Origin of the sequence: Sinobacterium caligoides (assembly GCF_003752585.1) — a bacterium.
Taxonomy (GTDB): domain Bacteria; phylum Pseudomonadota; class Gammaproteobacteria; order Pseudomonadales; family Sinobacteriaceae; genus Sinobacterium; species Sinobacterium caligoides.
In genome coordinates this window covers 404463-430256 of record NZ_RKHR01000003.1, presented here as the reverse complement: position 1 = coordinate 430256, position 25794 = coordinate 404463, and the positions used below count along the sequence as shown (strand labels likewise).

General features: G+C 49.7%; 26 protein-coding genes, 1 tRNA gene and 1 riboswitch. Of the genes, 22 read left to right on the top strand and 5 right to left on the bottom strand.

Translation table 11 applies throughout. The features are described from left to right. The 4 genes from pflA (at position 1) to EDC56_RS02090 (ending at position 3324) form a co-directional block, all read left to right on the top strand. The gene (gene pflA / locus EDC56_RS02105; protein ID WP_123710872.1) at positions 1-738 is read left to right on the top strand and encodes a pyruvate formate-lyase-activating protein; all 738 of its coding nucleotides are present in this window, start codon (positions 1-3) and stop codon (positions 736-738) included. Positions 739-771: 33 nt separating this feature from the next. Next, a complete protein-coding gene (locus tag EDC56_RS02100; protein WP_123710871.1) occupies positions 772-1548 on the top strand; it encodes a threonine/serine exporter family protein in 777 nt (258 codons plus the stop codon). Further along, positions 1541-2017 (top strand): threonine/serine exporter family protein, encoded by a 477-nt coding sequence (locus EDC56_RS02095; protein ID WP_245980627.1) that lies wholly within the window; start codon positions 1541-1543, stop codon positions 2015-2017. Before EDC56_RS02100 ends, EDC56_RS02095 begins: the two co-directional genes overlap by 8 nt. 341 nt (positions 2018-2358) lie before the next feature. Then, positions 2359-3324 carry a cytochrome-c peroxidase gene (locus EDC56_RS02090; protein WP_123710870.1) on the top strand — a complete coding sequence of 322 codons (966 nt, stop codon included), beginning with the start codon at positions 2359-2361 and terminating at the stop codon, positions 3322-3324. Positions 3325-3457: 133 nt separating this feature from the next. Here the strand turns inward: EDC56_RS02090 and EDC56_RS02085 are convergent, their stop codons facing one another. From EDC56_RS02085 to EDC56_RS02075, 3 genes are read right to left on the bottom strand one after another with little or no spacing between them, the layout of a single operon-like run. After that, positions 3458-4855 carry an NAD(P)(+) transhydrogenase (Re/Si-specific) subunit beta gene (locus EDC56_RS02085; RefSeq protein WP_123710869.1) on the bottom strand — a complete coding sequence of 466 codons (1398 nt, stop codon included), beginning with the start codon at positions 4853-4855 and terminating at the stop codon, positions 3458-3460. A gap of 10 nt (positions 4856-4865) precedes the next feature. Continuing rightward, positions 4866-5144, bottom strand: coding sequence for an NAD(P) transhydrogenase subunit alpha part 2 (locus tag EDC56_RS02080; RefSeq protein ID WP_123710868.1), 279 nt, complete (start codon positions 5142-5144; stop codon positions 4866-4868). Beyond that, entirely contained in the window at positions 5144-6280 is a 1137-nt protein-coding gene (locus tag EDC56_RS02075; RefSeq protein ID WP_123710867.1) for a Re/Si-specific NAD(P)(+) transhydrogenase subunit alpha, read from the bottom strand. The genes EDC56_RS02080 and EDC56_RS02075 overlap by 1 nt, the downstream gene beginning before the upstream one ends. Before the next feature lie 520 nt (positions 6281-6800). On the opposite strand from EDC56_RS02075, the gene EDC56_RS19540 reads away from it, so the two are divergent. After that, positions 6801-6956 (top strand): hypothetical protein, encoded by a 156-nt coding sequence (locus EDC56_RS19540; protein ID WP_162844051.1) that lies wholly within the window; start codon positions 6801-6803, stop codon positions 6954-6956. Between the two features lie 17 nt (positions 6957-6973). Next, positions 6974-7060 (top strand) — tRNA-Leu (locus tag EDC56_RS02070). 138 nt (positions 7061-7198) lie between these two features. Here the strand turns inward: EDC56_RS02070 and EDC56_RS02065 are convergent. Beyond that, positions 7199-9019 carry an ABC transporter ATP-binding protein gene (locus tag EDC56_RS02065; protein WP_123710866.1) on the bottom strand — a complete coding sequence of 607 codons (1821 nt, stop codon included), beginning with the start codon at positions 9017-9019 and terminating at the stop codon, positions 7199-7201. Positions 9020-9070: 51 nt separating this feature from the next. After that, on the bottom strand, positions 9071-9268 hold the full coding sequence (locus EDC56_RS19365; RefSeq protein WP_148059281.1) for a hypothetical protein: 198 nt from the start codon (positions 9266-9268) through the stop codon (positions 9071-9073). Between the two features lie 244 nt (positions 9269-9512). Here EDC56_RS19365 and pepD point away from each other — a divergent pair, with 244 nt between their 5' ends. From pepD to EDC56_RS01980, 16 genes are all read left to right on the top strand, one after another. Beyond that, the gene (gene pepD / locus EDC56_RS02060) at positions 9513-10970 is read left to right on the top strand and encodes a beta-Ala-His dipeptidase (RefSeq protein WP_123710865.1); all 1458 of its coding nucleotides are present in this window, start codon (positions 9513-9515) and stop codon (positions 10968-10970) included. Between the two features lie 298 nt (positions 10971-11268). Continuing rightward, positions 11269-11877: a Yip1 family protein gene (locus EDC56_RS02055; protein WP_123710864.1), complete on the top strand. Its 609-nt coding sequence runs from the start codon at positions 11269-11271 to the stop codon at positions 11875-11877. Between the two features lie 607 nt (positions 11878-12484). Then, on the top strand, positions 12485-13072 hold the full coding sequence (locus tag EDC56_RS02050; RefSeq protein ID WP_123710863.1) for a TetR/AcrR family transcriptional regulator: 588 nt from the start codon (positions 12485-12487) through the stop codon (positions 13070-13072). 568 nt (positions 13073-13640) lie between these two features. Continuing rightward, positions 13641-13834, top strand: a riboswitch (cobalamin riboswitch). A 32-nt stretch (positions 13835-13866) separates the two neighbouring features. Beyond that, a complete protein-coding gene (locus EDC56_RS02040) occupies positions 13867-14049 on the top strand; it encodes a CbtB domain-containing protein (RefSeq protein WP_123711733.1) in 183 nt (60 codons plus the stop codon). A gap of 123 nt (positions 14050-14172) precedes the next feature. After that, complete coding sequence (locus tag EDC56_RS02035; protein WP_123710861.1) at positions 14173-14943, top strand: CbtA family protein; 771 nt, start codon at positions 14173-14175, stop codon at positions 14941-14943. Then, a complete protein-coding gene (locus EDC56_RS02030; protein ID WP_211333529.1) occupies positions 14906-16705 on the top strand; it encodes an ATP-binding protein in 1800 nt (599 codons plus the stop codon). The genes EDC56_RS02035 and EDC56_RS02030 overlap by 38 nt, the downstream gene beginning before the upstream one ends. Beyond that, the gene (gene cobO, locus EDC56_RS02025) at positions 16702-17295 is read left to right on the top strand and encodes a cob(I)yrinic acid a,c-diamide adenosyltransferase (RefSeq protein WP_123710859.1); all 594 of its coding nucleotides are present in this window, start codon (positions 16702-16704) and stop codon (positions 17293-17295) included. Before EDC56_RS02030 ends, cobO begins: the two co-directional genes overlap by 4 nt. Continuing rightward, positions 17292-18692 (top strand): cobyrinic acid a,c-diamide synthase CobB, encoded by a 1401-nt coding sequence (locus EDC56_RS02020; protein ID WP_211333528.1) that lies wholly within the window; start codon positions 17292-17294, stop codon positions 18690-18692. The genes cobO and EDC56_RS02020 overlap by 4 nt, the downstream gene beginning before the upstream one ends. Next, the gene (locus EDC56_RS02015; RefSeq protein WP_123710858.1) at positions 18679-19356 is read left to right on the top strand and encodes a HoxN/HupN/NixA family nickel/cobalt transporter; all 678 of its coding nucleotides are present in this window, start codon (positions 18679-18681) and stop codon (positions 19354-19356) included. The genes EDC56_RS02020 and EDC56_RS02015 overlap by 14 nt, the downstream gene beginning before the upstream one ends. A 4-nt stretch (positions 19357-19360) precedes the next feature. Next, positions 19361-20458, top strand: a complete 1098-nt coding sequence (locus EDC56_RS02010) for a cobalt-precorrin-5B (C(1))-methyltransferase (protein ID WP_123710857.1) — start codon at positions 19361-19363, stop codon at positions 20456-20458. After that, positions 20455-21198, top strand: a complete 744-nt coding sequence (locus EDC56_RS02005) for a precorrin-6A/cobalt-precorrin-6A reductase (protein ID WP_123710856.1) — start codon at positions 20455-20457, stop codon at positions 21196-21198. Before EDC56_RS02010 ends, EDC56_RS02005 begins: the two co-directional genes overlap by 4 nt. Positions 21199-21264: 66 nt before the next feature. Beyond that, positions 21265-22263, top strand: coding sequence for a sirohydrochlorin chelatase (locus EDC56_RS02000; RefSeq protein ID WP_123710855.1), 999 nt, complete (start codon positions 21265-21267; stop codon positions 22261-22263). 63 nt (positions 22264-22326) lie between these two features. Continuing rightward, positions 22327-22965 (top strand): precorrin-8X methylmutase, encoded by a 639-nt coding sequence (locus tag EDC56_RS01995; RefSeq protein ID WP_123711731.1) that lies wholly within the window; start codon positions 22327-22329, stop codon positions 22963-22965. Position 22966: 1 nt separating this feature from the next. Beyond that, positions 22967-24265, top strand: a complete 1299-nt coding sequence (gene cbiE / locus EDC56_RS01990) for a precorrin-6y C5,15-methyltransferase (decarboxylating) subunit CbiE (RefSeq protein ID WP_211333527.1) — start codon at positions 22967-22969, stop codon at positions 24263-24265. Continuing rightward, the gene (cobI, locus tag EDC56_RS01985) at positions 24258-24974 is read left to right on the top strand and encodes a precorrin-2 C(20)-methyltransferase (RefSeq protein ID WP_123710853.1); all 717 of its coding nucleotides are present in this window, start codon (positions 24258-24260) and stop codon (positions 24972-24974) included. Before cbiE ends, cobI begins: the two co-directional genes overlap by 8 nt. Next, positions 24971-25792 carry a cobalt-precorrin 5A hydrolase gene (locus EDC56_RS01980; RefSeq protein WP_123710852.1) on the top strand — a complete coding sequence of 274 codons (822 nt, stop codon included), beginning with the start codon at positions 24971-24973 and terminating at the stop codon, positions 25790-25792. Before cobI ends, EDC56_RS01980 begins: the two co-directional genes overlap by 4 nt. Positions 25793-25794 lie beyond the last annotated feature (2 nt).

Sequence of the window (25794 nt, the reverse complement as noted above, 5' to 3'; positions counted from 1 at the left end):
ATGACTATTGGACATCTCCACTCGATTGACTCTTTTGGCACAGTTGACGGTCCCGGCCTGCGCTTTGTTGTGTTCACGCAGCACTGTGAGATGCGCTGCCTGTATTGCCATAACCCCGATACTTGGAGTGCGAAAGGGGGGACAGATTATACTGTTGAGCAGATAATGAAGAAGCTGCGTTCGGTGAAGCCTTTTCTTAAGAAGGGCGGTATCACTGTTTCTGGTGGTGAGCCTTTATTGCAGGCAGATTTTATCGCAGAGCTCTTTGAGAGTTGTCAGCGTGAAGGTATACACACCTGTCTCGATACCAATGGCTTTATGAAGGTTGTCGAACCGAAGGCGCTCACGCGCGTGTTGGATGCGACAGACCTAGTGTTGTTTGATATGAAGCAGGTCGACCCAGAGCGTCACCTGGCGTTAACCAAGGTGTCAAATGCCCCGGTACTTGAGTTTGCAAGGCTTTTGGCGGAGCGTAATCAGCCGCACTGGCTGCGTCACGTTGTTGTTCCTGAGTGGACAACGGATCCAGAGCACTTTTCGCGTTTGCTGGATATTATTGACCAGCAGAAGCACTGTCTCGAGAAGATAGAGTTGCTGCCTTATCACCAGCTTGGTGTGCACAAGTGGGAAGCAGTCAATCAGCCCTATGAGTTAATCGCTACGGAGCCACCACTGGCTTCAGAGATGGAAATATTGGCAAATATGGCGCGCGAACGAGGTTTTGTCGTTCAGTATTAATTGTAGAAATAGGTTGTAGAAATTAGGTTGTACATGATGGGTTATGATGAGCAGCAGCTCAGGCGTTTGTCTAAGTTGGCGATTAGAACGGGGCAGCGCTTGCTGCAACATGGGGCTGAGAGCAAGCTTGTGGTTGATCTTGCGCAGCGTGTTGGTCGTGCCCTGGGGGCTGACGCAGTTGAATTATCACTTAATTCAAACTCTATGGTTGCGACTGTGATCATCGGCGATGAGTGCATGACGACGACTCGGCGTTGCCCCGATGCCGGTATTAACATGACGGTTATTACCGAGCTTCAGCAGCTTTGCTTGCAGGCGGAAAGTGGAAAGCTCGATATTGATGGCTTTGAGCAGGCGATCGAGAATCTGTCTAGCTTTAAATATAATCGCCACCTTGTGGCGGTCATGATTGGGTTGTCGTGCGCGTGTTTTGCGCGTCTTGCAGGTGGTGATTGGGCTGTGTTTTCGCTCACCTTTGTTGCCTCAAGTGTTGCGATGGCGGTTCGTCAAAGATTAGGCTTGTTGCATTTTAATCCATTGGTTAACTTCTTCGTGACAGCTCTTGTTGCAACCTCTGTCAGTTTGTTAGGGGTTCGCTACGCTATTGGTAATGATCCGCATATTGCAATGGCTTCGTCGGTGCTACTGCTGGTGCCAGGGGTTCCGTTGATTAATGCGGTGTCCGATATGGTGAAGGGGTATATCGACATGGGAGTTGCGCGCTGGGTGTTTGCTACCATGCTTACATTGGCAACCAGTATTGGTATTATCGCCGCCGTCGGTTTGTGGGGAGGTTCGATGCATGTCTAGTTGGATGGTTTTTTTGCTGGGCCTCGTTAACGATATGTTCTTTGCGATGATTCCAGCTGTTGGTTTTGCGCTTGTCTTCAACGTGCCTCCTAAAGCGCTGAAGTATTGCGCTGTTGGTGGTGCTATCGGCCATGGTATGCGGTTTGTGATGATGCAACTGGGCTGGCCTATTGATTGGGCGAGCTTTGTGGGGGCTTTGGTTGTTGGTTTTATTGGTGTGCATTGGGCTCGTAATCTCGGCGTGCCACCAAAAGTCTTCACCGTTGCTTCAATGATTCCGATGGTGCCTGGCGTCTATGTCTTTAAGGCGATGGTTACGATGGTAGAGATTAACCGTCAAGGGTACTCTGAGGCGCTGTTCAGTGCGCTTGTTGATAATGGTTTGACAGCGATTTTCGTTGTCTTTGCATTGGCTATCGGTCTCGCGATGCCGGGGTTACTGCTGTATAGAAAGCGTGCGATAGTCTAGTTCGCTGTTGGCTTAATATTATTTTATGTGGGAGGGAGGCCTCCCTGTAAACCTAGTTGATAGTCATTCTCATTTCGCTGCGTCCCCTTGTTATATTACTCATCTTGTCATAAAAAAATCATAAGCGGATGAATATAAGCCTTCTTTTAATAGCGTAATAGTGTTTTTAAGTCACGCTTTTAATTTTTTTGTTTTTTTGAAACTTTGAACCTGTTTTGTTTTTTGACTGTTTTATTTTTTTCGTCTCAGATATCACATAGATGTGCTAGTAAGCGGTGTTTGTTTGCTGTAAAACAACGCCTCCGAACGATAACAATAATTTTTGATTAGATGGATCTATTATGAAATTACGTAATTATAGTGCGTGCCTAGTCCTGGCTGCAGCAACGATTAGTGCGAATAGCTTGGCTGATGATGTGTTGCGCCAGCAGTCCAATGCCGTGTTTGGTGTGTTACCAGCAGCGATGCCTAGTGCAGAAAATGATAGTCCCGAGCAGGTGGCTCTTGGTGAAAAGCTTTATATGGATACACGTTTATCGCTTGATAATAGTCAGTCATGCAATAGTTGCCATAGTCTGGAAAAGGGGGCTGGCGGGGCTGATCATCAGCCCACGTCACTGGGTGTTAAAGGAGAAAGAGGGGGGCGTAATTCGCCTACAGTGTTGAATGCAGGCTTCCAAGTGAGTCAGTTTTGGGATGGTCGTGCCGCGAATCTAAAGGCGCAGGCGAAAGGGCCTATTTTGAATCCGATAGAGATGGCTATGCCCAGTGAGGAGGCCGTAGAGAAAAAGCTGCAGGCAACAAGCGATTATCCTTTGTTGTTTGAAAAAGCCTTCGGCCCGAGTTCGCTCACTTATGACAATATTGCCCAGGCGATCGCAGCATTTGAGCGAACGCTAATCACCCGAGACCGTTTTGATGACTTCCTTAAGGGAGATGATAGTGCGCTGAGTGAGCAAGAGTTGCGTGGGTTGAAGGTGTTTACGGAGAAAGGCTGTACAGCATGTCACAACGGGCCGCTGTTAGGCGGCAAAGCTTACCAGAAGATGGGTTTAGCAAAAGCTTATAAGAATCAGAGTGATCGTGGTCGTAAGGATTTAACCGGTAAAGCCGAGGATGATATGCTCTTTAAGACACCAATGTTGCGTAATATTGCAGAGACTGCGCCTTATTTCCATGACGGTAGTGTCGCCACGTTACCAGAAGCGGTGCGTCAGATGGGTGAGCTGCAGTTGGGTGTGGTGCTTAGTGATGGTGAGGTTGCTGATATCACGGCTTTTCTCGGCAGTCTGAGTGACAAGCTATGATGTCGCTGGCATTCCTTGTGAGTTAAGGAGGGCATAGTGCAGTTGTGTTGATAAAAAAGGCCGCAACGAATAGCATCGTTGCGGCCTTTTGGTTGCTGAGATTGATAGGGGTTACTATCGCTCTCTGCGGCAGTTACTCGCTGAACTCGCTAACCACGGTACCGAGTGACTCTTTGGCATCACCAAAGAGCATGCGGGTGTTCTCGGCGAAGAAGAGCGGGTTCTCAACGCCGGAGAAGCCTGCACCCATGGAGCGCTTTAAGACAAACACGGTACGTGCTTCGGTGACATTGATGACTGGCATGCCGTAGAGGGGGCTGCCCTCGTCTTCGTTGGCAGCAGGGTTGACAACGTCGTTGGCACCGATGACGATCGCGACATCCATATTGCTCATCTGTGGGTTGATATCGTCCATTTCGACGAGCTGTTCGTAGGGGACGTTGGCTTCGGCAAGGAGCACGTTCATGTGACCAGGCATACGACCCGCAACAGGGTGGATGGCAAATTGAACGTCACAGCCGTTACTTTCAAGGTGGGTCATCAGCTCTTTGACGACGTGCTGCGCTTGGGCGACAGCCATGCCGTAGCCAGGGACGATAACGACGCGTTGAGCAGCTTCTAAGATGAGGTAGGCATCCTCTGCAACAATCGGTTTAACCTCGCCCTCTATTACCATGGTCGACTCTTTCGCGGCAGCAAAGCCGGAGAAGAGAACGTTACTGAGTGAGCGGTTCATCGCCTTACACATAATATTGGTCAGGATGATGCCGGAGGTGCCGACTAGAGAACCGGCGACGATGAGCAGATTGTTGTTCAGTACAAAGCCGGCGGCGCAGGCAGCAAGGCCTGAGTAAGAGTTAAGCAGGGCGATGACGACGGGCATATCGGCGCCGCCGATAGGGATAACAATCATCACGCCGAAGACGAGAGAAAGTATCAGTATCGCGCATAGCCAGAAGCTGTCGTGGCTAGGGGTTAGGCATAGCATGAAAGCAGAGAATAGAATGGCGACGACGATGGCGGCGTTGACTATTTGTTGGCGTGGAAATTGGATGGCGCCACTGCTTAGCTTTTCTGACAGCTTGCCATAGGCAACCATAGAGCCGGTCAGTGTGATACCGCCGATTAAGATGGATAAGACAATGGTGATGCTGGTAAATGTGGAGATGCCTTGGGCTAGTGCTAGGCCATCAACGCCAACGGCGGGATAGAGCGCAGACCAGCCGACAAGCAATGATGCGGCACCACCGAGGCCGTTAAAGAGTGCGACAAGTTCTGGCATGCCGGTCATTTGCACGCGCTTAGCAGCAACGGCGCCGACTAGCGAGCCCAAGATGAGAGCTCCTACAATGTTGCCCCAAGGAAGTTTTAGTTCTGAGGCAAGCGTGGCGATAATCGCAATCAGCATGCCGAGAGCAGAGAGTAGGTTGCCGTTACGCGCGGTAGCGGGAGAGCTTAGTTTCTTCAGGCCGAGAATAAACAGTATGGCTGAAGCGACATAGGCGAGATTAATTAATAACGGAAGATTCATCGTCTAGTCCTTATTGTTTCTTCTTAAACATGCCGAGCATGCGATCGGTAACCATATATCCGCCAACCACATTGATGGTGGCGAGGAAGACGGCGAAAGTGCCGAGCCAAATGGCGGTGCTGTCGCTGCCATGGTTGGCGGCGACGATGGCGCCTACAACGGTGATGCCGGAGATCGCATTGGAGCCTGACATAAGCGGCGTATGTAGTGTTGCGGGAACCTTAGCAATAAGCTCAAAGCCGAGGAACACAGACAGGGCAAAGATGAAGGTGAGATAGATGGCGTCCATTATTTGGCCCTCGAATTTTTAATCATGTCATTCACAAGCTCGCCATCGTGGGTGATGATGCAGCCCTTGAGGATGTCGTCGTCTAGCTTGAGGTCGAAGCTTGCTTGCTCCTTGTCCCAGTATTCTAGTACGAGATTGTGTAAGTTAGCGGAATACATTTGGCTGGCATTCATTGCAACGTGGCCAGGCATATTGGTTAGCCCGATAATCTTGACGCCGTTGTGAATGACTTCCTCGCCGGCAACGGAGCCTTCCACATTGCCGCCGGACTCAACGGCGAGGTCGACAATCACAGAGCCAGGCTTCATCGCCTCGACCATGTCGGTGGTGACAACAATAGGGGCTTTGCGGCCAAACAGCTGCGCGGTGGTGATGACGATATCGGCTTGCGCCATGACTTTTTTCTGACCGAGTCGCTGCAGCTCGATTTGCTCTGGAGTGAGCGCCTTTGCGTAGCCGCCTTCGGTCTGGCCTGTGTCGCCGAGGTCAATTTCGACGAACTTTCCTCCCAAAGACTCGACCTGCTCTTTAACGACCGGGCGGGTGTCAAAGGCGTCAACGCGGGCACCTAGGCGCTTGGCGGTAGCAACAGCCTGTAGGCCGGCGACACCAGCGCCAATGATGAAGACGCGTGAGGGGGAGATAGTACCTGCGGGCGTCATCATCATTGGTAGGATCTTGTCGAGGCGCTCGGCGGCCAAGATAACCATGGCGTAGCCTGCGAGTGAGGCCTGAGAGCTGAGTGCATCCATTTTTTGTGCACGGGTGGTGCGTGGGATCATCTCCATGCTGATGGCGGTGATCTGGTGGGCAGCAAAAGCATCGACGAGCTCGTGCTCATTGAAGGGATCAAGAAAGGAGATGTGAATAGAGCCCTTCTTAAGTTTGGCGATCTCATCGAGTGCAGGCTTGCGCAGGCGCAGCACCATGTCTGCCGAAGCAAGTAGTTGATCGCGATCAGTGCTGACTTTGGCACCAGCGTCAATGTATTCGCTGTCTTCTATACCAAGACGGAGGCCAAGTCCGGCCTCGAATACGACCTCTGCACCCTGGTCGGTTAAACGTTTTACCGAGCTGGGAATGAGCGAGGTGCGTGTTTCATCGCTCAGCGTTTCTTTGGGGATACCGATAATCATCGCTGCTTCCTGTTGTAATGTGTCGTAGCGTTGCTTAGTGCGTTTGGAGCATCAGTGTTGGCTCAGCTAAGCATCGTTCGAGTCTGGTAGGGGGGTAGAAACTAGAGTTCTACAACGTACAGACTCAAATAGACTACCCAACATCAGCGAAGATGCCTAAGGCTATTTTTGCTAGAAAGTGCTTGTAAAAAAACTACCAAATCACCTCCTGTAAATTTCTAACAATGGTAGTCGATAAGCCCCGTAATAGAGTTTCTTTAGCAGCAAGCAGGGGGGAGGGGGAGTCATTAGGGATTGTGGAGAGAAGGTAATTATTTTTTCTGTAATTTCGATACATGGCTAATCCATGTCGGTTTGAGTCCAAATCATCGCTCGCTAAGGTATTTTGAGCGAATGCAGCTATTAATCAACAGATGTCACCACTGTGTTCAGGGTATAGTAAAGAAAGCTTGATCGATATTGATAACTATTACTATTCTCCTTAATGGTCGGCTTGCCAAGAGCATAAAATGTCAAAGAGATGGGGCGTGATAGAGGAGGGGCCGGCGATGAGGTTGATTTGTTGTTTTCTTGCTCTTCCGCTATTGAAGGGCTGAGTTTAGATTACTTTGGTAGAGGCGGGGAGTGTGGTAATTATCGTAAGGAAAAGATTGACCCTGAGTTAAAAAGCCTATAAATTCCCCACCATCGCTTGCCCAGGTGGTGGAATTGGTAGACACGCCAGCTTCAGGTGCTGGTGGCCTTCGGGCCGTGGAGGTTCAAGTCCTCTTCTGGGCACCAATTTATTTTGGTATATAGTTGCTATTGTAGGGCTCCCCGCTCTAATCGTTATAATCTCCCTGTCGATAAGACAAAGCACTCGCGCCTAACTCTCAATATTTGTTCTACCATCCTTGGTCTATCTTCCTTTGTTTTGTCTTAAACGAAACCTCCAGATTGCTTGCTCCATAGTTGCGCGTAAATGCCACCTTTTTCAATCAGCTGCTGATGACTGCCCTGCTCAATGACTTTGCCGTTGTCGAAAATCACGAGTCGGTCCATGGCGGCAATCGTTGATAGACGGTGAGCAATCGCAATTACGGTTTTGCCGCGCATTAGCTGGTCGAGGTTTTGTTGGATGCTGGCTTCTACTTCAGAGTCGAGTGCTGAGGTGGCTTCATCTAAGATTAAAATCGGTGCATCCTTGAGTAGTACTCGCGCGATAGCAATGCGTTGGCGTTGACCGCCTGACAGTGTCACGCCACGTTCACCGACGTGTGCGTCATAGCCTGTGCGCCCTTGATCGTCGGCAAGCGAGAGGATGAACTCATGTGCCTCGGCTTGCTTGGCGGCCTCAAGCATCTCCTCCTCACTGGCGTTGGGACGGCCAAATAAGATATTTTCACGTACAGAGCGGTGAAGCAAAGAAGTATCTTGCGTGACCATGGCGATATGGCTGCGCAGGCTTTCTTGTTGCACGTTGCGAATATTTTGACCGTCAATGAGGATATTGCCGCTATCGACGTCATAGAAGCGTAGCAGCAGGTTGACCAGGCTGGACTTGCCTGCGCCTGAGCGCCCAACGATACCGATTTTCTCGCCACTGCGAATGCTCAGATTAAGCTGCTCGAAAACGGTATTACGTTCGTTGTAGGAAAAGCCCACCTGTTGGAAGTCGATACTGGCCTGCTTAACGATTAGGGGGCAAGCGTCTCTTTGGTCGTGCACGGCGTTACTCTGAGCAAGGGTGTTAATGCCATCTTGTACTGTGCCGATTTGTTCGAATAAGTTGCTGACCTCCCACATGATCCAGTTGCTCATGCCCATCAGTCGCAATGATAAACTCAGTGCAACAGCAATGCCTCCGGCGGTGATGCCGCTGCCGAGCCAGAAGTAGATACCTAGTGTTGCGGTGCTGCAGATTAGCAGCATATTAATGCACCATACGCTGGCATTAAGCAGGGTAACAAGGCGCATTTGCGGATGTACGGTGTCGAGAAAGCTCGACATGCCTTCACGAACGTATTCGGCTTCACGCTGATGGTGCGAGAATAATTTGAGGGTAAGAATGTTGGTATAGCTATCGGTAATGCGTCCTGTCATCAGTGATCGTGCATCAGCCTGCGTCGTCGCGATACGTTTCAGTCGCGGTAGAAAATAACGGAGGATACTGATGTAGCAGCACAGCCAAACGATCAGCGGTAGGCCTAGTCGCCAATCTGCGCTGGCGACAAGTATGATCATCGTGGCCAGGTAGATGGTAGCAAAGAGCATCACGTCGAGAAGTTTCATCACCGTTTCTCGAACGGCTAGCGATGTTTGCATGACCTTGGTGGCAATACGCCCAGAAAATTCGTGCTGGAAAAAGTTGTAGCTTTGATTGAGTAAATAGCGATGTGCTTGCCAGCGCACGCGCATTGGGTAGTTGCCGAGCAGGGATTGGTGCACGATCAGTGATTTACCGACAACAGACAAAGGCATGAGCACGAGCACAAAGACGGCCATGCTGGCAAGTAGTGGCCAGTTTTGTTGTAGGAAGTTGTGCTTATCTTGGCTGCTAAACCAGTCGACCAATTGGCCTAAGATGGCGTATAGCATAGCCTCGCCAATGGCGGTGAAGGCCGTGAGTATTGCCATGATAATGAGCAGAGGTTCCATGCCGCGGCTGTAGTGTCGGCAGAAGGCGTAGAGCCCTTTCGGGGGTTCGCTGGGGTGTTCTGGTGGGAAGGGGTTAACCAGACGTTCAAAAAATGCAAACATGGTTTGATTCGTTATTTGTTGAGTTGTGTCGGTGATGCGCTGGAGAGAGGGTTATTTTTTTAGCTTGTGCCAGTGGCTGACGTTCTCTACGACTTGCCATTGGCCGTCGATACAGGCCTCAAAGTCTTTCCCATTATAGGTGCCAAGATGTTTGTGGTCGAAGTTGTCTGCGATGACAAGAACGATATCGAGAAACTTGTTGGGTTTCATTTGTTCTGGCGTGTGCCACTTTTTACTCAATTCGGTCATATCTACAGCCCTATGTGAATGGTGGCGCGACTGCAGAGCGGCGCGACTTATAGGCTAATGATAGCACTAAGGTTATGGGGAAATATAGCGATTGAGGTAGTGCTTGTTTGGTGCGTGTTTATATGGAAGCTATTTAACCTAGCTGCTAATTATTAATGATTACAATATTTCTGATATTGCACATGGCACAACTTGCCAGGCTAGTGAAAGATGAATCAAACTGTTTAGAATTTGAGAGATTATTATGTCGTTAAACCCCGCGCTGCTTGCCTCTAGCTGTCCAAGCCATAAGGTTTGGGAGTACTTTCAGTTAATTTGCTCAATTCCCCACCCCTCATATCACGAAGAGGCACTGGCACAAACGATTGTTAACTTGCTGGAAGGTAAAGGCTTGCGTGTGTGGCGGGACGATGTCGGTAATGTGCTGGCGTGCAAGCCTGCTACTGAGGGGATGGAAGGCCGCCCCGGGGTTATCTTGCAGGGGCACATAGATATGGTGCCGCAGAAGTGTCCGGACTCCTCTCACGACTTTCAGCGTGACCCTATCTCGTTGCTGCAGCAAGATGGTTGGGTGATGGCTGATGGTACGACGCTGGGTGCGGATAACGGTATTGGCGTTGCGGCAGCGCTAGCGGTCTTGATGAGTGATGATATGGTGCATGGCCCATTGGAGGCGTTGTTCACTATCAATGAAGAGTCGGGTATGGAAGGGGCACATGGCTTGCAGCCTGGTGCGTTGAATGGCGATTACTTGTTGAACCTCGATACAGAAGAGGAGGGTGAGCTCTATGTGGGCTGTGCCGGGGGCAAGGATGTCAATGCCGTTGTTAGCCTGCAGCTTCAGCCTGCTAAAGCAGGGCAGGTGGCTTATTCATTGTCTCTCGATGGGTTGCGTGGCGGTCACTCGGGGCTCGACATCAACGATCAACGAGGTAATGCAGCGTTACTGTTGACCGCTTTATTGGCTAAGCTGCCGGCCTCGTGTGAGTTGGCGTCCGTTGATTCAGGTTCCGTACGTAATGCCATACCTCGTCGTGCCAAGGCAGTTCTTACTGTGGCCGAGGCAGACATAACGGTGCTTAAGGCTTTAGTAGCAGGCTTTCGTGACGAGTGTTGCGCTCGCTTTAATCACCCTGGTGAGTCGTTTTCATTGCAGTTAGAGGGCTGTGAGGTACCTGAAGCGGTACTCAGTTCGGAACAGAAAAAGCAGCTGCTCCGTACTTTGGTTGCTCTGCCTAACGGCCCGCTTGAAATGTGTCAAGGTGCGCCAGAGCGTGTCGAAACCTCATCTAATATGGGGGTGATTAAGACGCAGCAGGATCAGATTGATATCAATATCTTAGTGCGCAGCTTTGATGACGGTTCGCGAGATAAAACGTGTGAGATGATCGCAGCTCACTTAAGTCCTGTGGCCGCGGTGGTGTGCGAAAATGAATACCCGGGTTGGAAGCCCGATCTGCAGAGTGCGCTATTGAAGCAGATGGAAGCGATACACCTGGCTGAGCTGGGTGAGCCGGCGAAGATAGAGATGATTCATGCTGGCTTAGAGTGTGGTTTGTTGGGTGCTAAGTACCCAAACTGGCAGATGATTTCTTTTGGTCCGAATATTACCGGTGCACACTCTCCGCAAGAGCGAGTAGAGGTGTCGACAGTTGATACGATGTGGCGTCTATTAGTCGCTACTTTAGCATCGCTTAACTAACCCGCTAGCTACGTCTTAATCCTTAGTCGTTCACGGAGCTGAATGGCTAAGGGCTGCACTACAGTGTGCAGCTCACTTCATACGCAAACCCTACGGTTTGGTCTAAACTGTATAGCACGATGATTTATTGGTCTGGTGGTTGAAATGCGACCCTGATAAATCTTTCATTCCTGTAATTGTAGATTTCTGTTTGTTGTCGTTTTTCTTAAATAAGTGAGAGTTTGTATTCGCTGTCGCTACGTTGTCGCACAAGGGGATTGTGTGGAGCTACAGCTCACCATAAGACTGGAGAGCGCCCATGATATTAGATCATACCGTTGGTATTTTTACTCACCCCATTAAAGAATGGGACTCTATCCGTAAGCAAAATAGATCGATGCTGGCCGAATACATGACACATGTGCCGCTGTTAGTTATCGTGCCTACGCTGTGTTTTTATTATGGCGTGACAGAGGTGGGGTGGTCGATAGCGGGTGGTGATGTTGTGCAGCTATCTGAGCGCAGCGCATTGGTGCTCTGTGGTCTAAGTTATGTGGCGGCGCTTGTGGGGATTTGGATCTTTGGTATGTTTATTAATTGGATGGCGGGAACCTACTCCGATGGTGAGGTTAATAGTCACCATGGTATGGCGCTTTCTGTCTATAGTACTACGCCGATAATGTTGGCGGGGGCTGCAGGTGTGTACCCATCAATTTGGTTTAATGCAGCGATGATGATGGTCGCAGGTGCTTATTCTATCTTTTTGATTTATCGCGGTATGCCAATCTTGATGGCGATTGAGAAGGAACGCGCCTTTATGTACTCGTCATCTGTAGTGACGGTCGCTTTGGTTTTATTGGTGACGATGCGTGTCGGCACCGTCATTCTTTGGTCGGTGGGTGTTGGGCCGCAATATGTGTCGGGCTGAGCTTGTATAGGGATCCCCTTTGGGTGGCCTGTTGGCCACTTTTTTTTGCTCTACTGAGGTGAAAGCAGAGAGATTAGTTGTGTCTTTTATTCTTGCTGGAGGTTGATCATATCTTTGTTGTTGAAATAAAAGGTTATTTTTTTAAGTGATGGAGTTATCTTGAAATAAAATTTTCAGTGATGTGCTTTGTCGAGTAGCTTTAAGACGATCTAATAAGATTGGTTTGAAGCTGAAGGCTGATCGCCACTATGACGCTGGAGATGAAGATGAAGCTAATATTGAATAGAAGCAGAAGCGGTACCCTTAACTCGGCACGCAGTGTATGCGGACGTTATGCATGGCAATGTCGTACTCTATCTATTATAGGTAAACAGAAGGCTATGAAGGCTACAGGTATAGTGGCTCAGGATGTTCGGCGTTGATGACCTTTACATTGTGCGCTGATTGGTTGATTTATCGAAATATGCCGATTTTTTGTTGATGATGTTTGGGATGTGGTCTTTACATGTGTAAACTGTCAACACTGTCGCTGCAAGGTGATTGATGGGAGGGTGGTGAAATCATGTTTGCCATCGTTTGAATTTGATGATGTTCTCGAGGTGAAGTCATGGTGGATCGAGATGTGTCTGCACTCTCTAAGCGCGAGCAGCAGCGCTTGCAGACCAGGAAGGCGATATTCTCTGCGGCACTGGAAGAGATTGCAGAGGTTGGCTTGTCGCAGTTGCGTATTGATACAGTGGCAAAAAAAGCTGGTGTGACGAGGCCGACAATCTATGCCAATTTTGCGACTAAAGAGGATTTTCTTCGTGAGTTGGAGTGGCAGATTCAGCGGCGAGCATTAACCCTGATGCGTAGGCATGCGGGCGATGCTACAGGTATTGAGTTTGTCTATCGTATGCTCGATGCCGTTTTCGAATTGCTTGAGCAAACGCCTGAGCGCTTAAGGAGAGAGGTCTTTGGTTTCATGCTTCGTCACCCGGCTAAAACGGGCTGGGATGACAACGAGGTTTGTGTGTTCTTGTGTGAGAATATAGCTGAGGCGCAAAAAAGCCTTGAGCTAACGGCAGAGTGTAGTGCGCCACAGCTATTGAAGCGAATCATGACTGCTGCCTTTGGTTTTGTTGTCGTTGAAGTACAGTCGGTAGAAATTAGAAAGGAAAGCTGTCGTCAGATGCTAAAAATGTTATTGCGTTGAGTTTATTTTTATAGAGGTTCTTACTAGGGGGCTTGTTTTGTTTTGCTATTTCACTATGTGGTGAGAAACAACAAGTAAGGCCTTTAAAGTCAAAAAATAGAGTCTTGATGTATAAAAAGAATTTTTGTATGGCGACTGTTTTATGCGGCTGAGACCCTGAAAGCTCTGAGTTGGTGGTTGTATTTTTGCTCCCGAAGTACATACAATGCCCGCTTGCCAATTTACTCGAGCTTTTTATGCAGGCACGGATTTATCGATTTTTTGAGGGGCTGGTTGAATCAGGTTTAAGTGGCCGTTTAGAGGGTTTTGACCAGCGAGAAGAGGGCATATCATTCACTTTGCCTGCTCTATATCGACAGCTTTTTTCAACGGAGGAGTTAAGCTATCGGCACTTTAGGTCTGTACTTTATTCGAGTGAGCTTAACCAGCGTTTGGCGAAGCAAGGGGTGGCTGTCGGTATTTTACACTCGAGCAATAAGGTGGATAAAAATATTTATTATCTGCATAGGCTCTGACGCTCACTCCCAATGTTAGTGCTTGATTATACTTACTACCCTAAGTAGAATTCCCGGATCATACAATAATAGGTGCCCAGTGATGGGATAATCGGGAAGTTTGGTGGTCGTAAGACAATCCCAACGCTGCCCCCGCATCGGTAAAAAAGAGTAGTCTGTATCTGCCACTGGAAAAAATCTGGGAAGGCACAGGCGACGTTATATAACCTTTTTGAGCCCGAAGACCGGCCTGTTAATTCTTTCCTTTATCATTGCACGGTGGGTGCAGAGGCTATATCTATGTCTTCACATGTTGTTGAGCAGCAATCGGCTGCTTCAGTAAAATCTTCTTCACTAGCGCAAGCTTTCGGTGCAGCTATTTTCGGTATTCTAGTATTGTTTGCCGTTGGTTTTGCACCCATGGATGCAGCCCATAATGCGGCGCATGACACGCGCCACTCTTTGGCCTTTCCTTGCCATTAAGTCACTTTCTGCAATAGCGCTCACCACCTTTTCGGGTGGTTTTTGCCGTTGTTAGTTGAGAGCTTAAAATTTTAAATATTTCTTGTCTCGCGTTTTGCGAGCGATTGCTAGTGGAAAAATATCATGATATTTCGTGGAATTATTTTTAATGCCATTTTGGTAGGTTTGTTGGCGGGTCTCGTTTTAACTATTGTCCAGCAGCTCAGTGTTGCCCCTATTATTTTTGCTGCAGAAGCTTATGAGGTGGCTGATGAGCCGGCTGTTGTACATGAGCATGAGCATGAGCACGGTGAGGCTGTTATAGGTCATCATCATGACGAAGAGGCTTGGGCGCCAGAAGATGGCACCGAGCGTACTCTTTATAGCTTGCTCTCTAATGTATTGGCTGGAGTTGGTTTTTCCGCCGTCCTTATGGCCGTGATGACACAGTTAAGCGCACAGGGTGTCGCTCAACTTAATTTACTCAAAGGTGCGATTTGGGGGGTGGGCGGCTTTCTTGCTTTGTTTGTTATCCCGGGTTTGGGGCTTCCGCCAGAAATACCAGGCGCAGAAGCGGCAGCGATAGAAAATCGTCAAACGTGGTGGCTGTTGGCAACTGTGTGCAGTGCAATGGCTTTGCTTGTTTTGTTTTATGGTCCGTTTGTTAGTAAATTTATTGCGCCATTATTGCTGGCGCTGCCTTTTATCTTGGGAGCCCCGCACGCTGATGCACCGATGTTCTCGCACCCAGATCCTGTTGCGTTAGCTGCACTCAACAGTTTGCATGAAGAATTCTTGTGGGCTAGTGGCGCGGCAAACCTAGTGTTTTGGCTTGTGCTTGGTGTAGCTGCGGCCTGGGCCGTAAAGCGAATTGTCAGTGCATCAGCCAGTGTGGCACTGGAAGCTCGTGCCTGATTACCCGTTTTCAGCCGTTGTAGGGCAGTCCCCATTTAAATTGGCCCTACTTTTGGCTGCAATTGAGCCGGCTATTGGTGGGGTTTTAATTAGTGGGCCACGAGGTCTGGCTAAGTCAACATTGTCGCGTGCTGTCGCTGATATTTTGCCGTCTCAGAATGAGCGAGTACCGTCTTTTGTGACGCTGCCGCTGGGCGCTAGCGAGGAAATGTTGGTCGGTAGTCTCGATCTACAGCAGGTTCTAGATAACAAAAAGGTGAAGTTTGCTCCGGGGTTATTGGCTAAAGCGCACGGTGGGGTGCTCTATGTCGACGAGGTTAACCTGTTGGCGGACCCATTGGTTGATTTATTGCTGGATGTTGCGGCCTCAGGCGTCAATGTGGTCGAGCGTGACGCTATTAGTCATTCGCATGCCGCAAAATTCATGTTGCTTGGTACGATGAACCCTGATGAGGGGGAACTACGAGCACAATTACAAGACCGTTTTGGTTTATGTGTGGAATTAACTAATGACTACGATCCGGCTCAACGAGTGGAAATTGTCCGTTTACGTGAGCGCTTTGATGGTGATCCTCAGCAGTTTCTTGCGCATTATGCCGATCAACAGTATTCGTTGGCTGAGCGTCTGAGCGAGGCTCGCAGTCGGGTTATCAATGTGCAATGTGCGGATGCTCTACGTTTACAAATTGCCGAGCGAGCGATCGCAGCGGGGGTCGATGGGCTACGCGCTGATATTGTTTGGTGTAGAGCGGCGATGGCACATGCTGCATGGCGCAAATCAAGTCTAGTTGAGCTGGTTGATATCGAGGCCGTTGAGGAATTGGTACTTTGTCATCGTCGTCAAGTGATAACGCCCCCCAGCCCCCCTAGCCCTCCTCCATTTTCCAAACCGAAAGAGCGACCTCAGGAGCGGCTCCAACAGCAGTCCCAACAGCAATCTCTACAACAGTCACCACAGCAAGGCCTGTCTACGGGGAGTCAGCCTGATGGTAGTGACCTACAAGGTGAGAGCGATGATGCAAGTGGGGAGTGGGGGAGTATGTCTTTGCAGCGACAAGTGAGTCTAGGCGTACCAGTTAGGATTAACGATGATACTTTCACTCGTAGCTCGGCTGCTGTGGCTGACTATGTTGGGCGAGGAAAGGGCGCCTCTATTGGTGGTCAGAGATTGGGGCGTGCTATAAGCAAACGGGTGGACTGGCCAGGATCTTTACGAAAGAGTGCAGGGCGGTGGCCACCAAAACTACGATGTAAACCACAGCGTAGCGGTCAGTCTAAGTTGCACCTTTTATTAATTGATACTTCTGCCTCCGTATTATTAGGCCAGGGTTTGGCTGTTGCGAAAGAAGCTGCGCTAGCGGTGATGGATAAGGCTTATCTACGCCGAGAACAGATTGCTTTAATTGGTTTCGGTAATGAGAGCGTCGAGACATTGCTCGGGCGCGCTAAAGCTCGAAAAAAATGCCGTGATTTTATCGATAATATTGAAGCAGGTGGCGGTACGCCGTTGCGCAAGATGTTGCAGCAGGCTGCTGCGCAATTAACGCTATGGTTAAAAAAAGAGCCGGGCCTAATCTGCCAGAGCTATTTATTTACCGATGGGCGAAGTCAGCAGGACTTTTCTTCTTTGGCACTCCCTGCTCATTGCGTTGTGGTTGATATTGAGCAGTCGCCCGTGAAGCGAGGGCGAGCAGAGTCTCTGGCGCAGGCGCTGGCGGCTGATTACATGAGTCTGGCAAACATCACTGGAGCAAAGAGATGATTGACGATAAACACCAGCGTAAAGCCGCAAGCCGCAAGAAGATTATTGATGCTAAAATTGCTCAGGCAACAGAGCAGCGCGGCGTTTTAATCTTGTTGAAAGGGAGCGGCAAGGGTAAAAGTAGCTCGGCTTTCGGCACTATGGCGAGAAGCGTAGGGCACGGCAAGAAGTGCGCAGTGGTGCAGTTTAGTAAGGGCCGCATGGAGACGGGCGAGTACAAGCTATTTCGTGATCACCCGCTGATTGACTGGTTCGTGATGGGGCATGGCTTTACCTGGGAGACGCAAGATAAGACAAGAGATATCGAAGCGGCGAAGCAGGCTTGGGCGAAGGCCGAAGAGTTATTGAGAGATGAGAGTTACGACCTCATTGTGCTGGATGAAATGAGCTACATGTTTAAATATGACTACCTCGATGTAGAGCCGGTAGTAGCAGCTTTAAAGTTGCGTAGCAGAGACCAGAGTGTGATTATTACGGGCAGGACGATGGCGCTACCGCTGCAAGATATTGCTGACACCATCAGTGTTATCCAAGATGAGCGCCATGCTTTTCGCTTAGGGGTTAAAGCGCAAGCAGGGATAGAGTTTTGAGCCAGTTAACGGGAGCGCATCAGATACAAAGTTGTCCGGCCTTGTTTCTTGCTGCACCAGCTTCAGGCCAAGGTAAAACAACGGTTACAGCGGGTTTAGCGCGATACTTTACGCGCCAGGGTTTGCTCGTCAGGGTGTTCAAAACAGGGCCTGATTATCTTGATCCGCAAATTTTGGCGCAGGCATCTAGGCAGCCGGTAGAGCAGCTAGATCTATGGATGGCCGGTGAGGCCTACTGTCGGCAAAAGCTATTTGAGGCGGCAGAGGTTGCCGACTTGATCCTAGTTGAAGGTGCTATGGGGATGTTCGACGGTGAGCCCTCAAGCGCGGATTTAGCAGCTTGTTTTGGCATCCCAATCGCCATCGTTATGGATGTCAAAGGTATGGCACAAACAGCCGCTGCCGTCGCGACAGGTCTTGCTAGCTTTCGCGATGATTGCGTTATTGCGGGCTTAATCGCAAATAATTGTGGTAGTGAGCGTCATGCTCAGCTGATTCGTGACGCGCTACCTGAAACACTACCGCTGTTAGCAACACTTAAACGTGACCCATCGATTGCTTTACCGGAGCGACACCTCGGCTTGGTGCAAGCAGAGGAGGTTGCAGATGAGCTTGAGCAACGTTTTGAGGCGGCAGCGGACTGGCTAACAAGCTCTTTACAGGCATCAGGTGACACGCAGTCTTTGTTGCAGCTGCCGCGCCCGGTTGACTTTGTGAGTGCGCCGCTGGCAAGTGTACCGCCTCTGTTGGCAGGGCAGCATATTGCCATCGCTCGTGATGAAGCATTTAGCTTTATTTATGAGGCCAACTTGAGAGTGTTGGCGGCCCTTGGCGCGACATATAGTTTTTTCTCTCCCCTACGAGATAGCGTTTTGCCTGTCGCTGATGCGCTGTGGTTGCCTGGTGGTTATCCGGAACTGCATGCAGACAAGCTGCAGGCGAACAATGATTTAACAGCACAGATACAAGCGTTTTATCACGAGTCTAAACCGATATTGGCGGAGTGTGGTGGGCTGTTATATTGCCTCGAAACATTAATCGACTTAGAGCAGAATCAGTTCAATATGCTGGGCTTGTTGTCGGGGGTAGGCGCTATGCGTGGGCGTAGTGGCTGCCAGGGGATGCAATCGGCGGTACTGCCTGAAGGCGAGGTACGTGCCCATGCGCATCATCGCTCGCGTAGTGAAAATACACCGGCGCCGATGAGTTATGGGCGTCGCCAACGTCACCCGGCTCCAGGCGAGGCGGTTTATCGTAGCAAGGGGCTAACGGCGAGTTATTTACATTTATTTTTCGCTTCTAATCCGCAGGCCATTGCGGCACTGTTCAGCAGTAAAATCACAATAACTAATGATAGCGCCATAGCGCGCAACGGAGTAATCAATGTTAACGACTAGTGCGGCGATGATAGGCGCAGGATTTACCCTTGGATTGGTACATGCTTTAGATGCAGATCATGTCATGGCCGTGACAGCGTTGAGTAATGAGAAGCCCAGCTTGTGGCGTACACTGCGCTTTAGTATGAATTGGGCGCTAGGGCATGGCGGCGTATTGCTCATGGCAGGTATGGGGTTATTTGCCTTTGGTGTTGCGTTACCAGAAGTGTTGATTAAATTTGCTGAGGCTTCTGTGGGGTTTGTGCTGATTTTCATTGGTCTATTATCACTATGGCGCTTTCGTCGACAGAATCTTCAATTGCACCAGCACCAGCACGGCGATGTTGTTCACACGCATTGGCATGAGGAAAATCACACCACAGAAAAAGATACAGAGAAGGCTCATGCGCCATTGATGGTCGGTGTGTTGCATGGTCTGGCGGGTAGTGCGCCGGCGTTGGCGCTAATACCGGCAGTCGCGCAAGGTGATCTTGTATTGGCGGCTGCCTATTTATTAGTATTTTCTTTAGGTGTGATGTTGTCGATGTGTTTTTTTGGTGCAGGCCTTGGCTTTCTTCAGCGTCGTCTGCAGAAAAATTATGTTCGTCTGTTTAATGTTAATCGTTATTTAATTGCGAGCTTCTCGGTGTTATTTGGCGGCTATTGGCTGACGCAGGCCCTTTAATTCCATGTGGCCGGAGAGTACAGAGCAACCACGTCCGCTTCGCAGCGGGCTGACAACCGGTTGTTGTGCGACAGCTTGCTGTGTCGCGGCGGCGAATGCTTTGCTTGCTGAACAGCGGCAATCGACGGTGACTGTGACCTTACCGCGTGGGCGTGATGTTGAGTTAAATATAACAACATTGCAGCAACACTTAGGCCGGGTAACAACGACGACAATCAAGGATGCGGGCGATGATCCAGACGTTACTCATGGCGCAGAAGTTTTTGTTTCGCTGAGTTTGCGCAGTGAAAAAGGGGTGGCTTTCACCGCCGCAGAAGGGGTTGGTACGGTGACGAGAGAAGGCTTGCTACTTGCCGTGGGAGAGCCTGCTATTAACCCGGTGCCAAGGCAGATGATGAGAGAGCATCTGCAGGTGATTGCAGCACGTCATGGCTACAGCGGCGGGTTTGTCGTTGCTGTTGGTGTGGTGGGAGGTGATCAGCTGGCGTTGAAGACAATGAACCCACGGCTTGGCATTGTTGGAGGGCTATCGATTCTTGGGACCACAGGTGTGGTTAGGCCTTTTTCATGCTCTGCTTACATTGCCTCAATTATGCAGGGCATCGATGTCGCAAACGCCAATGGTATTTCTCATGTTGCAGCAACGACAGGCAGTAGTAGTGAGGCTGCTATACGCGGTTTCTACGGCTTGGGTGACATGGCCTTAATTGAAATGGGGGATTTTGTTGGTGCGGTTTTGAAACATATGAAGAGGGTACCTATCCCACGCCTAACTCTCTGTGGTGGTTTTGGTAAGTTAACCAAGTTGGCCAATGGGAAGCTGGATTTGAACAGCCGTGCCTCTTCGATCGATTTTGAACAGCTTCGTGTCATTGCGGCTGCTGAAGGGGCCTCTGCTTACTTGCAGGAGAAAATTGTTAGCGCTAATACAACCGTTGAGGTGTTGGCGCTTTGCGATAAGGAGGAGGTTGATATCGTTCGCCCGGTGTGTCGACAGGCGCAGCAGGTTGCACAGAAAATTGTGCCATTGAGAGTGCTGGTAGAGGTGTTTGCGATTAATCGTCGTGGCGACATCATTGGTTGTAGTGAGGGGGCAGCATGAGGTTACTGTTATTAGGGGGGACTACAGAGGCACGCAGGATGGCGATGCGCTTGACGTCGTCCAATGTAACAGTGATTTACAGTGTGGCCGGTCTTGTGCGGCAGCCATCGTTGCCGTGTCAGGTGATCAGCGGTGGTTTTAGTTGCCGGGGTGGCTTATCAAGTTATTTAAAGCTGCAGGCGATCGATGTTGTGCTGGATGCAACACACCCTTATGCAAACAACATAACGCAGGCTGCCAGCCAGAGTTGTGATGCGTTGAAAATACCTTACGTGCAATTTCTAAGAGCACCTTGGCACCCGGGTGAGGGAGATCTTTGGTATGAATTTCCAGATTGGTCGTCGCTACAAGATCAGATACCTGTTGATGCCCGGGTGTTTTTTAGTAGCGGGCAACTGCCTAACATAATGCGCGAGGCTATTGAAAATAATAAAGCCGGGCAGTCACAGCTGCTGCGTACTGCGGTCTTGCCCCAACATCGACTAGCAAAGTCTTTACGTTGGGTAAAAGCCATAGGGCCGTTCACGCTTAGTGACGAGATGCAGCTGTTAAGGCAAGAGAGAATCAGTCTTGTTGTCAGCAAAAATAGCGGCGGCGAGTTTACACGGGCTAAGCTAGTCGCGGCGCGCAGCCTGAATATTCCAGTGTATATGTTAGCAAGGCCTTCACCGATTGTTGTCGGTAAAACCTTTGGTGAGGTTGATGGTTGTGTTGAGTTTTTAGAAAGAATGGCGTCATAAAATTAAAAAATTTAAGGCGTGAGATAAGCGTCTTTATGTATTCATAAAAAAGCAATAGGTAAAATAATGTCAGTCGAAGCAGAGTCAGTAATAACTTGTGTCACCAGTGAGGAAAAGCCAGCGATCTTATTTGTGGGGCATGGTTCGCGCGACGTGGATGCGGTCAATGAGTTTTATCAGTTGGCTGACCACTTTCGTGCACGTTTTCCTGACCGTTTGGTTGAGACCGGTTTTCTAGAGTTTGTTAAGCCTATTATTGCGACAGGCTTGGAAAAGCTGATTGAACAAGGTGCTAAGCATATCTTGGCTATTCCAGGCATGTTAATGGCCGGTGGCCACGCGAAAAATGATATTCCAAGTGAGCTCAATGCCTTGGCGGCGCAGTACGATGTAAAGATTGAATACGGTGCAGAGTTGGGCGTGGATGCGAAGATGTTGCAGGCGGCTGAGGCGCGAATAGTAGAGTCGGAGCTTGAGTTGGCCGCCAAAATTGATGGTGACTACTCGAGAAAAGAGACATTGCTAGTGGTCGTTGGGCGGGGTGCCTCGGACGCTGATGCCAATTCGAATATCTGTAAGATTACACGCTTTCTTGAAGAGGGTATGGGGTTTGGCTGGGCGACAACCTGCTATAGCGGCGTTACTACGCCACTGGTGCCTGACTGTTTAGAGCGTGCCCACGGTCTCGGTTTTAAACAGGTGATTATTTTTCCTTATTTTCTTTTCACTGGCCGTTTGGTGAAGAAAATTTATGCGTGGGCCGATGATTACGCCACAGCCCATCCTGATGTCACAGTCGTTAATGCGTCATACCTGAATGATCACGAGAAGGTTATCGATACCTTTGTCGATAAACTCGAAGAGATAGAGGTTGGTAATCCAAATATGAATTGCCAACTGTGCCAATATCGCGTGCAGATAGTGGGGGCCGAGCACAAAGTGGGGGCGGTACAAGAAAGCCACCATCATCATGTACAGGGTATCGGTACAGATGCTGATCACGGTCACCACCATCATCATGGGCATCATCATCACCATGACGTCGCTGAGACGAGCGAAAGTTAGTTATGACGGTAAAAAAAGTCGTAGCTGAGTTTAAGTGTTTCACGAAATCATGAGGTCATGGTGATGTTCGATTATCAGGTTGATCCACAGAAGATTGAGAAGGAGAGTTTTCGGCAGATCCGCTTGTTAACGGATCTCGGTGATCTTAGTCCCGCTCAGCAGCAGGTGGTTATGCGTATCGTACACAGTGTAGGCATACCTGAGGTGGCGAGTGAGGTACGCTTTAGCGAAGATGCCTGTAATAGCGGTATGAAGGCGTTGGCTGCGGGAAAACCTATTCTTTGTGATGTTGAGATGGTCAAGCAAGGCATCACTAAACGAATGATCGAGCTCCCCCCGCTGTGCTTTCTCAACGATCCAGTAGTGGCACGTTTAGCGAAGCAACACGCTGAGACTCGCTCAATGGCAGCGCTAGAGTTGTGGCGTGAGCACTTGTCAGAGAGTGTCGTGGTGATTGGCAATGCACCCACAGCATTGTTTCGTTTGTTAGAAATGATTGCTCAGGGAGCGGATAAGCCGGCACTGATTATTGGTATGCCGGTTGGCTTTGTCGGAGCGGCCGAGTCGAAGCAGGCTCTGTGGGATGTGCACCGTCAGCTCGGCGTTGAGTGTATTACACTGCTGGGGCGCCAGGGAGGGAGTGCTGTCTCAGCTGCAAGCTGTAATGCCTTGCTACGTTGTAATCATGGTGAGTGGTACTGAGATGACGCTAAGAATCGACGTAGTAGGTTTGGGGGTCTCCGCACATGCTGTGTTAGATGGTGCTGCCCGAGACGCGCTGTCGTCTGCAAGTTATGTCTTAGGTTCGAGTAGACAATTGGAAACCGTTGTTGACTTTATAAGGCACGACTCGGCAGTTGAGCTACCTCCTTTGATGGTACTGCGCTCTTGTATTGACGCTTACAGGGAGCGCGGGATTGATCGTATAGCGATACTGGCCTCAGGAGACCCACTCTACTACGGCATCGGTCGCTGGCTAGGGCGACAGTTCTCACTCGAGAAAGGTGATGATGTTAGTCTTTGCTTCCATCCGGCGATATCCAGTATTCAAGCAAGTTGTCATCGCTTAGCTTTGTCGCTACAAGATGCAAAAGTTGTCAGCTTACACGGGCGTCCTTTAGCGCTGCTTCGGCGACACCTGGTGGCGCAGCAGACGTTAATCATTCTTACTGATACCAAGTCTAACCCTGTCGCTTTAGCGCACGAGTGTCGTGAGCTAGGCTTTGAACAAGCAAATATCACCGTCTGCGAACAGCTTGGCTATGAGCAGGAGCGGGTTCGCCGCTTTACTATCGATCAGCTATTGACCACGCCTACTGAAAAATTATCGTTTAACCTGCTGCATGTCAGTGTGATTGAGACCGGTGTTAATGCAGGGTTTTTACCGAGTTTCCCAGGAATCGCTGACGAGCACTTTATTACAGATGCAGAGAGTGGGCGAGGCTTGCTCAGTAAGCGTGAGGTGAGGCTAACAATATTGTCTTTGCTGTCACCAGCCCCCTGTGATGTTGTTCTTGATATTGGTGCCGGTTGCGGTGGTGTCTCGATTGAGCTCGCGCGCTGGGCCATCGATAGTAAAGTGATTGCCGTTGAGCACCATCGCGAGAGATTACTTTGTCTAGAGGCCAACAGACAGCGTTTTGGCGTCGTCGATAACCTAGAAATTATTGCTGGGCGTGCTCCTGATTGTCTTGACGAAGATGTTTTTCCGTCCCTCGAAGCTGTTAACAAGCTCTTTATTGGGGGCAGTGATGGTGAGCTGCCTGCGTTGCTTGAGCGCCAGTGGCAGCGACTGCCTAGAGGTGGCGTATTGGTCGCGAGTGCAGTGACTGAGACGACGAAACAGCAATTGCTGAGGTTTATCTCTATGGTGGATGCACGTTGTGAGACGCTGCAACTCGCTGTCAGTAAAGGAGGCGAGCTTGCTGGTCAGCTGTTGTATCGACCCAGTCTACCCGTAACACTATTTAAATTAGTCAAAGTAGAGGCTCTTGATGAATAAAGGCTGTTTTATTGGTGTCGGCGTAGGCCCAGGAGACCCAGAGCTTCTGACGTTGAAAGCAGTACGGGAAATACTAGCAGCAGATGTTATTGCTTACTTGAGCAATACGCAGGGCCAATCGCAGGCGAAGCAAATTGCCTGCTTAGCGATTAAGCAGCTTACCGCGGAAGTACCAGAGTTAGCCGTTGTGATGCCGATGAGCAACGACCGACAAGCGGCTAATGAGGCCTATGACCGGGCGGCGGAAGAGATTACGGGTTATTTGTCGAGAGGAAAAACTGTTGTCTTTCTCTGCGAGGGAGACCCGCTCTTTTTTGGCTCCTTCGCCTATCTTCTCGAGCGTTTACAAATTGACTTCAACTGTCGCGTGGTACCGGGGATTAGTTCCGTAAATGCCTCGGCTGCTGCTTTTACTCATCCTTTGATTGAACAGCAGGAGTCGTTGGCTATCGTTAGTGGTCGCCATAGCGATGCACGTATAGAACAGGCACTTCGAGAGCATGATAGCGTTGTTATTATGAAGGCGGGGCGCTCACGTCGTCGTCTTCTGTCGTTGCTAACTAAGACCGGGCGCAAGCATGAGGCTCGGTACGGTGAGTATATTGGTCGTGATAATCAGTGGCTGTGCTCGTCGGTTGAGGAGCTAACGGATGAGGCGGGGCCGTACTTTTCGTTATTCATCATTACCCGCGAGCGAGAAGAATTATGATTCGTATCGTCGCGCTAACGGAGACTGGGCTTAGGCTGGCGGAGTACTTAGTTGATCATATTGATGGGAGCACACTATGGTATCGGCCAAAGCCTTTTACAGATCGGTTAAGAGAAGCCTTCACTGAAGGTGATCGTCTGTTGTTGATCATGGCGACTGGCATTGCGGTGCGAACGTTGGCACCTGTTATTGATAATAAATTAGTCGACCCTGCCGTGTTGGTGTTGGACGAATCTGGTCATTTTGTTATTCCTTTGTTGAGTGGACACGAGGGCGGCGCCAACCAATGGGCATGTGAAGTCGCAACGTTATTAAAGGCTCAGTTAGTCGTGACCACTGCCAAGCCTTATTTGGCGCCTGTGTATAGTGTGGGGATGGGGTGTGAACGTGGATGCACACAAGATCACCTGCGCGCACACCTCGACCGCTGTCTTGACCTGGCCGGTATTGGTTTATCTCAAGTGACGGAAATAACCAGTATTGATATTAAGGCTGATGAAGTCGGTTTGATTGCTTTAGCAAAGAGTCTCGACATACCTTTTCGTACTTGGAATAAACGCTTACTAACGACGGTTGATCATCTGCTGAATAGTCGTTCTGAGTACGTGTTTAAGACTGTGGGTGTTTATGGCGTTGCGGAGTCCGCTGCTCTTTATGGCGCTGGTTTGCTAACGGGTGATAGTGCGGAGTTAATTCTAACTAAACAGAAAACGAGTAAGGCAACTTGTGCAATAGCACGTAGTTTCCCACTGCAGCAATCGGGGCAAGAACCTGAGTGGCTTAAGTCTGCTTCTAAGAATAACGAAAGCGGTAACTGAGA

What these genes read in the sequence shown, in the direction of transcription:
- pflA (WP_123710872.1), top strand. Translation starts at nt 1, where the DNA reads ATGACTATTGGACATCTCCACTCGATTGACTCTTTTGGCACAGTTGAC.
- EDC56_RS02100 (WP_123710871.1), top strand. Translation starts at nt 772, where the DNA reads ATGATGGGTTATGATGAGCAGCAGCTCAGGCGTTTGTCTAAGTTGGCG.
- EDC56_RS02095 (WP_245980627.1), top strand. Translation starts at nt 1,541, where the DNA reads ATGTCTAGTTGGATGGTTTTTTTGCTGGGCCTCGTTAACGATATGTTC.
- EDC56_RS02090 (WP_123710870.1), top strand. Translation starts at nt 2,359, where the DNA reads ATGAAATTACGTAATTATAGTGCGTGCCTAGTCCTGGCTGCAGCAACG.
- EDC56_RS02085 (WP_123710869.1), bottom strand. Translation starts at nt 4,855, where the DNA reads ATGAATCTTCCGTTATTAATTAATCTCGCCTATGTCGCTTCAGCCATA.
- EDC56_RS02080 (WP_123710868.1), bottom strand. Translation starts at nt 5,144, where the DNA reads ATGGACGCCATCTATCTCACCTTCATCTTTGCCCTGTCTGTGTTCCTC.
- EDC56_RS02075 (WP_123710867.1), bottom strand. Translation starts at nt 6,280, where the DNA reads ATGATTATCGGTATCCCCAAAGAAACGCTGAGCGATGAAACACGCACC.
- EDC56_RS19540 (WP_162844051.1), top strand. Translation starts at nt 6,801, where the DNA reads ATGGGGCGTGATAGAGGAGGGGCCGGCGATGAGGTTGATTTGTTGTTT.
- EDC56_RS02065 (WP_123710866.1), bottom strand. Translation starts at nt 9,019, where the DNA reads ATGTTTGCATTTTTTGAACGTCTGGTTAACCCCTTCCCACCAGAACAC.
- EDC56_RS19365 (WP_148059281.1), bottom strand. Translation starts at nt 9,268, where the DNA reads ATGACCGAATTGAGTAAAAAGTGGCACACGCCAGAACAAATGAAACCC.
- pepD (WP_123710865.1), top strand. Translation starts at nt 9,513, where the DNA reads ATGTCGTTAAACCCCGCGCTGCTTGCCTCTAGCTGTCCAAGCCATAAG.
- EDC56_RS02055 (WP_123710864.1), top strand. Translation starts at nt 11,269, where the DNA reads ATGATATTAGATCATACCGTTGGTATTTTTACTCACCCCATTAAAGAA.
- EDC56_RS02050 (WP_123710863.1), top strand. Translation starts at nt 12,485, where the DNA reads ATGGTGGATCGAGATGTGTCTGCACTCTCTAAGCGCGAGCAGCAGCGC.
- EDC56_RS02040 (WP_123711733.1), top strand. Translation starts at nt 13,867, where the DNA reads ATGTCTTCACATGTTGTTGAGCAGCAATCGGCTGCTTCAGTAAAATCT.
- EDC56_RS02035 (WP_123710861.1), top strand. Translation starts at nt 14,173, where the DNA reads ATGATATTTCGTGGAATTATTTTTAATGCCATTTTGGTAGGTTTGTTG.
- cobO (WP_123710859.1), top strand. Translation starts at nt 16,702, where the DNA reads ATGATTGACGATAAACACCAGCGTAAAGCCGCAAGCCGCAAGAAGATT.
- EDC56_RS02015 (WP_123710858.1), top strand. Translation starts at nt 18,679, where the DNA reads ATGTTAACGACTAGTGCGGCGATGATAGGCGCAGGATTTACCCTTGGA.
- EDC56_RS02010 (WP_123710857.1), top strand. Translation starts at nt 19,361, where the DNA reads ATGTGGCCGGAGAGTACAGAGCAACCACGTCCGCTTCGCAGCGGGCTG.
- EDC56_RS02005 (WP_123710856.1), top strand. Translation starts at nt 20,455, where the DNA reads ATGAGGTTACTGTTATTAGGGGGGACTACAGAGGCACGCAGGATGGCG.
- EDC56_RS02000 (WP_123710855.1), top strand. Translation starts at nt 21,265, where the DNA reads ATGTCAGTCGAAGCAGAGTCAGTAATAACTTGTGTCACCAGTGAGGAA.
- EDC56_RS01995 (WP_123711731.1), top strand. Translation starts at nt 22,327, where the DNA reads ATGTTCGATTATCAGGTTGATCCACAGAAGATTGAGAAGGAGAGTTTT.
- cbiE (WP_211333527.1), top strand. Translation starts at nt 22,967, where the DNA reads ATGACGCTAAGAATCGACGTAGTAGGTTTGGGGGTCTCCGCACATGCT.
- cobI (WP_123710853.1), top strand. Translation starts at nt 24,258, where the DNA reads ATGAATAAAGGCTGTTTTATTGGTGTCGGCGTAGGCCCAGGAGACCCA.
- EDC56_RS01980 (WP_123710852.1), top strand. Translation starts at nt 24,971, where the DNA reads ATGATTCGTATCGTCGCGCTAACGGAGACTGGGCTTAGGCTGGCGGAG.